Below are 8,910 nucleotides of genomic sequence, written 5' to 3'. Positions count from 1 at the left end.
CTCCTGCTCGAGGCGCAGGAACTCGCGTTCGAGTGCGGTCGTGTCGATCTCGTCGACGCGACCCTGGAACATCGCCGACAGGTCGTGCCGGATGTCGACGAGCAGACAGCCCTGCGCCGAGGTGATACCCGGGTGGGGTGGCACCACAACGGTCGGAATGGACAGTTCCTTCGCCAGCGCCGCACCGTGCAGGGCGCCCGCGCCGCCGCAGACAACGAGGACGAAGTCACGCGGATCGTAACCACGACGAATCGACAACAGCCGCACGGCATCCGCCATATTGGCATTGGCCACCTGGAGGATGTTGCTTGCCGCGGTGTCGGCGTCGAGGCCCAGCGGTCCGGCCACGCTCTGTTTGATCGCGTTCTCCGCGGCCGCCACGTCCAGGGTGAGGCCGCCGCCGATGAGAGCGGTGCCCAGTCGGCCGAGCAGCACGTTCGCGTCGGTGTTCGTCGGCTCGGAGCCGCCGCGCAGGTAGCAGGCAGGGCCGGGGGAGGCGCCGGCGGACTGCGGCCCGTTGCGCAGCGAGCCTGCCTCGTCGAGCCAAGCCAGCGATCCGCCACCCGCACCGATCGTGAGCACCTCGATGCTGGGGAAGGAGATGGGGAAGCCGTACTCGACCTGCCACTGCTTGGTGGTGCGGACCTCGCCGTCGTAGACGAGCGAGATGTCGGTGCTGGTGCCTCCCATGTCCAGGCCGATCGCGTTGGGGTATCCGCAGCGGGTCGCGATATCGGCCACGGCGATCGCTCCGGCAGCGATGCCGGAAGCGGCGAGCCGGACAGGGAACTTCTCCACCATTGCGGGTGTCATGGAACCGCCGCCGGAATGAAGCAGGAGGAGGTCGCCGCCGTACCCGTCGGCGCGTAGTTGCGCTTCGAGCCGGTTGACGTATCCGCTGACCAGCGGTGCAAGCACGGCGTTCGCGACAGTGGTGGAGGCGCGGTCGTACTCGAAGATTTCGGGGAGGATCTCGCTCGAGGTCGAGACCGTCACATCGGGAAGCTCGGCTTCGAGCAGGGCCCGGACGCGTTGTTCGTGGGTGTTGTTGACGTAGCTGTTGATCAGGCAGACCGCGACGGTCTTGATGTTCTTGCGGCGAAGGATTCGGGCCAGCTCGCGGACTTCGGTCTCGTCGAGCGGCGTGACGACTTCGCCGGCATAGTCGATGCGCTCGGTGACCTCGTACCGGTCCCGGCGACGGATGTAGGGGGTGCCGACGTCGACGTACGTGTCCCACAATTCGTCCTTGGTGCCGTCGCGGATCTCCAGCACGTCGCGGAACCCGCGGGTGGTCACCAGAGCTGCGGGTGGGAACCTACGGGTGATGAGCGCATTGGTCGCGACCGTGGTGCCGTGGGAGAACAGTGTCACCTCGGTCAGATCGATGCCCGCTGTGCGCACGCCGTCGATCACGGCTCGCATCGGGTCATCGGGGGTCGAGGGAACCTTCGCGATGCGGGTGGTCGAGGCGCTCTCATCGAAGATGCACACGTCCGTGAAGGTGCCGCCGACGTCCACGGCGACGCGCAGATGGGGATTGCGAGATGTGATCATCGTCATACTCCTGGTTCGGGTGGACTCAGTATTCGGCCTGGTCGGCGGCCCATCAATTGGAGAAAGTGAATCGAGTTCCCGAAATCATTGGAGATTCTCACACTGGAGAGGGAAAGATGTCGGGCATGCTTCCGGACCGTTTCCGGCTCGTCGATCTGCTGCTCGAACCCGATTTCGGGCTGCGGCTGGTGACCGACGCCGACCCCAACGTGGGAATCACCGGTGCGCACCCGATCGAGATCGAGAACCCCACCCGCTGGCTGCGCCCGGGGTCGATGATGCTCACCACCGGCTCGCGCTTTCCCGCCCTCGAGCACCCGCAGCAGGCCTGCCGTGAGCTGATCCGCGAACTCGTCGGGTCCGGCATCGCCGCACTCGGTTACGGCGTCGGAGTGATCACCGACGACATTCCCCGGTCCCTGCTCGACGAGGCCGAACGCCATCGGTTCGCCGTGGTGGCGGTCCCACCGGAACTGCCCTTCATGGAAGTGGTCGGACGCGTCAGTACGGCCGTGCAGGCGCAGGACTCGATGCTGCTGCGGCGTACGCTGCAGATGCAGAACCACCTGCTCGAGGCAATGACAGCCGAGGCTCCGGAGACAGACCTCGTCGCCCGCCTCGCAGGGCTGCTCCGCAGCAGCGTGGTCCTCTACAACGAGGTGGGCGATGTCGTGGCCTCGGCCGGCGGCGCGCCTGTGCATCTGATCCGTAATCAATTGCGCGGCCGGGACGGGCGACTGCGGTTCCGGGTGGGCCGCTGGTCGGTCAGCGCGCACTCGATCTCGCCGGGCGACCAGCACTACTGGCTGACCCTCGCCTCCAAGAGCAACGAACTCGCCGACCCGCTCACCGCCCCCGCGGTCGAGGTATCGCTGCGGCTGCTCAACACAATCGAACGCACCCGCCAGCGCGCCACCGTCGAGAACCGCGCGCGGCACGCCGCGCTGGTGAGGGCACTGACCTCGGGTAACCCCACCGATGCCGACACCGTCCTGGACCAACTCGAGATGCTCCGGTTCGGTCCTGAGCCGGACATGCGGATGCTGGTTCTGTCCGCGGCTCCCGACTACGACAACCGCCGATGGGTGTTCCGCGCCAATTCACTGCTCGACGCCGTCGAAGCGGACGTATCCGGGCTGGCGCGTGACATCGGGCTGACCCTGCTGCTCGCCCGGGACGACGGCGGCCTCGTCGGAGTCGTTCCGGCCCGGGCGGAGGCCTTCGATTCCTGGTCCGCCAACCTTCCGGAGGGATTGACGTGCGGCGTGAGCGAACCGTTCAGCGATCCCGCGCGCGGACCCGGCAAACTACGTGAGGCACGCTGGGCGCGACGGGCCGCCGAGCGGCTGGGTAAGATCGCCCAGCGCTTCGAGGACGTCGGTCTCGCCGACTGGCTGTTGGCGGGCCGTGCCCCGGAGACAGCCCTCCTCCGCGCTACCGCAGTTCTGGCACCCCTGCTCGACGGCCACGACGACCTGATCGATTTCCTCGTGCTGCACCTGGCCCGGGAATTGGACGTCGGGCGCACGGCACGAGAATTGAACCTGCATCCGAATACCGTGCGGCACAGGGTAAAACGTGTCGAAGACCTGCTGGGCCGGTCCCTGCGCTCGCCCCGCGACGTCACAGACATCCAGCTGGCACTCGAAGTACTCGCCGAACGCCCCACCGCCTAGCTGCCCGGCTCGGGAAAGGAACACCATCATGGCCATCACCGTGCGTCGACTCACGGCGCTGCCGGAGCTGGGACTCACCCTCGTAGCCGGCCGCGAGGGAGCCGACCGAGTCATCGAATGGGCGCATCCGATCGAGCTTCCCGATCCCACCCCGTGGTTGTCCGGGGGAGAACTCGTCATGACCACCGGGTTGGAGATCGGTGCCGACGCCGACGACCAGTTCACCTACCTTCAAGGCCTGGTCGCTGCCGGGTGCGTGGCACTGGCGTTCGACACCGGTACCCGGTTCGACAGAGTGCCGGACGGTCTTCGGGCGGCCGGTGACGCACTCGGGTTTCCGGTACTTGCCGTGCCCGCCTCCACCCCCTTCATTGCCATCACCCGCGCAGTCATCGACGAACTGACAGCCGATCAGGTTCGATCGGTGCAGCGCGTCGTCGACCAACAGGAGCGACTGGCCCGTGCCACCCTGCGTGGGGGAGTGCCCGCGGTTGTGACCGCGCTCGGCCAGGCGCTCGCCGGCGTCGTCGCCGTCGTCGACCCCGATGATCGTGTCCTCGCCGAATACGGTTCGGACACGACGCGGGCGATCGGGCACGCCCGCGCAGTATCGGAATCGGCCTCCCGAGCGCCGCGGCGCCGGCAGATGAGCAAGGTGTTGGTGGACGACGGGGACCACTACACCGTTCAGAGCATCGCGGCCGCACCGGACGTCTACGGATACCTTGCCGTCGGCACCGCGGAACCGCTACCGCCGGCCGACCGCTTGCTCCTCGCCCACGCGGTGTCGCTGATCTCCATCGAACTCGGGAAGCCCGCGAAGGTGCAGAGCGCGGAGCAGAGGCTGCGGTCCGCCGTCACCCGGACACTCTTCGACACACCCGAACGTATGGACGCCGGCCTGCTCCGATACTTCGGATTCGAACCGACCGACACGGTCGCGGTCGCCGTGCTGACCGAGATCGGTCCGCTGCTGCCGGCGGAACGGCAGATCGGCGCGGCCCTCGCCGCGGAGGCGGTCCCTTATCTGGCGGCCTCGGTCGATGCGGATGTCGCGGTGGTGCTGCCGGCCGACCGTGCGCGAGAGATCGCGACCCGGATCCACGACCGGGTCCGGGCGCAGCTCGGCCGGAAGGTCCGGTGCGGACTGGGCGGGCCTTGCGTGGTGCTGGATGCGAACACCAGCGTGCATCAAGCTCTCTCGGCGGCACGGGCGGTGCGGGACGGAGAAACGGCACCGGTGGTGTTCGCCGAGCTGGGCACCTTCTCCGTGCTACTGGGCATGCAGGATCGCGATGCCCTACAGGCCATCTCCCGAGCCGGCCTCGAAGCACTCGATGCCTACGACGAGAAGCGTGGGGGAAGTGGGCGACTGGTCGAGACTTTGGCCGCGTACCTCGAGCACAATGCTCAGGCCGAGAGCACCGCCGTAGCGCTGGGCATCCACCGGCACACCCTGCGGAACCGGCTCGCCCGGATCACCGAACTGACGGGTCGCGACCTCGACTCGATCCACACCCGGGTGGAGTGGTGGCTGGCCGTCAAGGCTCGGGAGATGCTCGATGGTCGAGGGGGGCAGGCGCCGACGGTCAGGTGAATTCCCGCCGCCCTGGGACGGTCCGCCCGCTGGCTGTGCCGGACAGGAGATGTTCTGTCGTCCGTACGACGCCCGTCCCGTCACGGCAGGACGCGACGGGACGGGCCCTCCTCCATTCCCTCCGGTCAGTCCGCGGTTCCGCCCAGGGGTGGCGGAGCCGATCGATACCGGACCGGAGTCCTGGAGAAGCTCAACGGGTTTCCGACCTGAGGTGTCGTGCTTCCCGGCACGGACACGACGGCGTCGAGACCGAGACGTCGAGCGAATTCGAAGGCCTCGGCAATGTTGTTGATGGGCCCGGCCGGGTCGGACTACTGGTACGACGAGCTCTCTCGCGTGGGTGTCCCGGCCGTCGTGAGGATCGAGGTGATCTCTTCGCGCAGTTCCTCGCGGTGTGCGACGCGCGACGGGTTACTGCTGAACCGCGGGTCGGTGGCCAGTTCCGGCGCGCCTATCGTCTCGGCGAACCGGGTGAACTGCTTGTCGTTTCCCACTGCCAGCGCCAGCGGCCGGTCCTTGGTCGGGAGCACCTCGTACGGGGCGATGCTCGGATGCCGGTTTCCGAGGATACCGGGCACCACCCCGGCGCCGAGATACGCCGATCCCTGATTGACGAGTGACGACAGAAGCACGGCAAGAAGATTGGTTTCGACACGCTGCCCCTCGCCGGTACGCTCCCGGTGATGCAGCGCAGCGAGGATCCCGGCGAGCGCGTGCAGACCCGTGAGCACGTCGACGACCGCGACGCCCACCGTCGTCGGCGTGCCGGCCTCGGGCCCGGTGATGCTCATAAGCCCTCCGGCGGCCTGCACGAGCAGATCGTAGCCCGGTAGGGCCGCTCCGTCCCCGCTCCCGAATCCGGTGACGGAACAGTAGATCAGACCCGGGTTGACGTCGAGCAGGTCGTCGTAGCCCAGGCCGAGCCGCTCCATGGTGCCCGCACGGAAGTTCTCGACCACGATGTCCGCGCGTGCGACGAGCCGCAGGGCTTCGGCCCGGCCCTGCTCCGACGCGAGGTCGAGGACCACGGATGTCTTGTTGCGGTTCACCGAATTGAAGTACGTGGCCGAACCCGCGTCGTCGTAGGGCGGTCCCCATGCCCGGGTGTCGTCGCCGGTGCCCGGACGTTCGACCTTGACGACCTCGGCGCCCATGTCCGCGAGCATCATCGTGGCGTAGGGACCGGCGAGGACCCGGGTGAAATCGGCGACGACGATGCCGTCGAGTGCGCCCTGACTCATGCGATCGGCCTCCCGCCGCGAAGGTAGACGGTCGTGGTGTGAGTGAAGAATTCCCGTGCGGCGCGGCCCTGTTCCTTCGGGCCGTACCCGCTCTTCTTCGCGCCACCGAACGGGACGTGCGGGTCGGCGCCGGCGGATTCGGAGTTGATGTGCAGGATGCCCACGTCCAGGTCCTCGAGCGCCCCGAGCGCACGGGTGAGGTCCTGGGTGAACACTGCCGCCGACAATCCATAATCGCTGTCGTCGGCGAGCGCGAACGCCGCCTCGGTGTCCGCCGCGCGGCACACGGCCAGGACGGGTCCGAACAACTCCTCCCGCCACACGTCGAGCCCGGCGCCGGGTAGCTCGAGCACGGTGGGGGACACGTAGAACCCGGCCGCGAGATCACCGTCCTCGTACGGTCGCCCGCCGCACAGCACTCGGGCACCCTGCCGGACCGCCTCGTCGATACCTGTCCGGATCGACATCCGTGCCGCACCGTCGACCACGGGGCCCATGTGCACGTGCTCGTCCAAGGGATTGCCGACGGTCCACTTCCCGATCCGCGCGACGAGTTCACCGACGAACTCGTCGGCGATGTCGTCGGTGACGATCAGCCGCGAGGTTGCCGTGCACTTCTGCCCCGACGACCGGAACGCACCGAGCAGAACCTGCTCGGCGGCGAGAGCGAGGTCCGCGTCGCCGAGCACGACGGCCGCGTTCTTCCCTCCCATCTCGGCCTGTACCGGCACGCCCCGCGCGGCTCCTGCCGCCGCGAGGCTCCGGCCGACGGCAGTCGAACCGGTGAAGGTCAGCGCGTCGATACCCGGATGATCGGCGATCCCGGCGCCGACCGTGCGGCCGCCGATGACGAGATTGAGCACCCCAGGCGGCAGGCCCGCATCGGCGAGGGCCTGCATGAGCCGCATCGCCAGCAGCGGCACGGTGCCCGCCGGCTTCCACACCACGGTGTTGCCGTAGGTCAGGGCCGGGGCGATCTTCCAGGCGGGGATGGCGATGGGGAAGTTGAAGGGCGTGATGACCCCGACTACACCGACGGGCTTGCGCGTGACCAGGATCTGCTCCCCACGCCGCGGGGAGGCGAATACCTGACCGGCTTCCCGATCGCCCTCCCCGCCGTAGAAGCGCAGGATCTGGGCGGCGCGGAGCACCTCGGCGACACCCTCGCCGCGCGTCTTGCCTTCCTCGCGGGCGAGTTCCACACCCCACTGTTCGGCGGACGATTCGACGACGGAGGCTGCCCGGGTGAGGACGGCACCGCGTTCGTGCGCGGGGGTCTTCGCCCAGTGCCCCGCCGCGGCGCGCGCGGCGGCGACGGCCGCGTCGACGTCGTCGTCGGCGGCCGCCCGGCCGTGGGCGACGGTGACGTCCGGCTCGGCGGGGCTGATGCTGGTCACGGTCTCGCCCTCGCCGTCGAACCATTTGCCGTCGATATAGTGTTGCAGCAGAACAGGTGTCGTCATGATGTGTCCTTCGACGTGTCGATGGTGCGGGTCAGAAAAATGCGGCCTGACCGGTCGACGCGCGACCGATCGAGCGTTGGTGCATCTCACTGATGTCTTGTAGGCCAGCACCGACTCGAGGTTGTTGTCGTGCCGTGGTGGCGAGTACTTCGGTGTGAGGTCGCCGGCGCCGAGTGCGGTGGTGGTCATGGCCCGCCACCCGGAAATGGAGGTGATCAGAGGGCCGCGAATGCGTCGCGCAGTACCGAGAAAGCCTCGGTAAGCAGTGCATCGGAGATCGACAGCGGCGGCAGGAACCGGAGCACGTTCCCGAAGGTTCCGGCCGTCAGGGTGAGGACTCCGTGGGTCTGACAGTACCGGGTGATCTCCGCGACGGCCTCGCGGTTGGGGTTGGTCGTACCGGGCTCGACGAGTTCGACAGCGATCATGGCGCCGCGGCCACGGACCTCGCCGACGACGGGGTGACGCGTGCCGATGTCGCGCAGTTCCCTCAGCATCAGTGCGCCGATCTCCTGGGCACGATCGAGCAGATGCTGGGCTTCGATCGTCTCGAAGACGCCGAGCGCCGCAGCACACGCCGCGGGGTTACCGCTGTAGGTGCCGCCGATGCCGCCGGGGTGAGCGCAGTCCATGATCTCGGCCCGGCCGGTGACGGCGGCGAGCGGGAGCCCGCCGGCGAGTCCCTTGGCCGTGACGATCAGATCCGGCACGAGTCCCTCGTGCTCGCACGCGAACCACGCTCCGGTGCGGGCGATTCCGGTCTGCACCTCGTCGGCGACGACGAGGATGCCGCGGTCCCGGCAGAAGTCGGCGATGCGCCGAAGGAAACCGTCGGCGGGAACGATGAAGCCCCCTTCACCCTGAATGGGTTCGACGACGACGCAAGCCACCTGGTCCGCACCGATCTGGGCGTCGACGAGCAGACGGAACTGCTCGAACGCCTCCTCCGCGGCACGGTCGGGCCCGCTGGGCCACCGGTAGGGGTAGGCCATCGGCGCGCGATAGACCTCCGGGGCGAACGGACCGAAGGAGTGCTTGTAGGGCTGGTTCTTCGCCGTCATGGTCATCGTCATCAGTGTCCGGCCGTGGAAGGCATGGTCGAACGTGACCACGGCAGACCGACCGGTCGCCGCGCGGGCGTACTTCACTGCGTTCTCGACTGCCTCGCTGCCTGTGTTGAACAGTGCCGTGCGCTTGGCGTGGCTTCCCGGGGTCAGCCGGTTGAGGATCTCGGCGACCTCGATGTACGGCTCGTACGGCGTGGCGAGGAAGCACGTGTGGGTGAACTGCCGCAGCTGCGCGGTGGCGCGCTCGACGACCCGCGGCGCGGAGTTGCCGACGGTGGTGACGGCGATGCCGGAACCGAGGTCGATGAA

At 68.2% G+C, this 8,910-nt stretch carries 5 protein-coding genes and 2 pseudogenes; 2 read left to right on the top strand and 5 right to left on the bottom strand.

Annotated features, from left to right (window positions below; translation table 11 throughout):
* Positions 1-1,563: hydantoinase/oxoprolinase family protein (locus I0Q12_RS03815; RefSeq protein ID WP_197250671.1), on the bottom strand; the 1,563-nt coding region annotated here is incomplete at its 3' end.
* Between the two features lie 110 nt (positions 1,564-1,673).
* Here I0Q12_RS03815 and I0Q12_RS03810 point away from each other — a divergent pair.
* A complete protein-coding gene (locus I0Q12_RS03810) occupies positions 1,674-3,233 on the top strand; it encodes a PucR family transcriptional regulator (protein ID WP_197250670.1) in 1,560 nt (519 codons plus the stop codon).
* A gap of 28 nt (positions 3,234-3,261) precedes the next feature.
* Positions 3,262-4,830, top strand: a complete 1,569-nt coding sequence (locus tag I0Q12_RS03805) for a PucR family transcriptional regulator (RefSeq protein WP_197250669.1) — start codon at positions 3,262-3,264, stop codon at positions 4,828-4,830.
* A 125-nt stretch (positions 4,831-4,955) separates the two neighbouring features.
* Here I0Q12_RS03805 and I0Q12_RS35040 read toward each other — a convergent pair.
* From I0Q12_RS35040 to gabT, 4 genes and pseudogenes are all read right to left on the bottom strand, one after another.
* Positions 4,956-5,135 (bottom strand): annotated as a pseudogene (locus I0Q12_RS35040) (CoA transferase); the annotation flags it as partial.
* A 74-nt stretch (positions 5,136-5,209) separates the two neighbouring features.
* Positions 5,210-6,071, bottom strand: a pseudogene (locus tag I0Q12_RS03800) (CaiB/BaiF CoA transferase family protein); the annotation flags it as partial.
* Positions 6,068-7,534 carry an aldehyde dehydrogenase family protein gene (locus I0Q12_RS03795; protein ID WP_197250668.1) on the bottom strand — a complete coding sequence of 489 codons (1,467 nt, stop codon included), beginning with the start codon at positions 7,532-7,534 and terminating at the stop codon, positions 6,068-6,070. The gene I0Q12_RS03795 and the pseudogene I0Q12_RS03800, both read right to left, overlap by 4 nt.
* 215 nt (positions 7,535-7,749) lie before the next feature.
* Positions 7,750-8,910, bottom strand: a 1,161-nt coding sequence (gene gabT, locus I0Q12_RS03790) for a 4-aminobutyrate--2-oxoglutarate transaminase (protein ID WP_231609952.1), incomplete at its 5' end; no start/stop codon positions are given.

The organism is Rhodococcus sp. CX (assembly GCF_015865005.1).
GTDB lineage: Bacteria > Actinomycetota > Actinomycetes > Mycobacteriales > Mycobacteriaceae > Rhodococcus.
The sequence above is the reverse complement of the archived record's forward strand: the minus strand, read 5'-3'. Positions and strand labels throughout refer to the sequence as shown.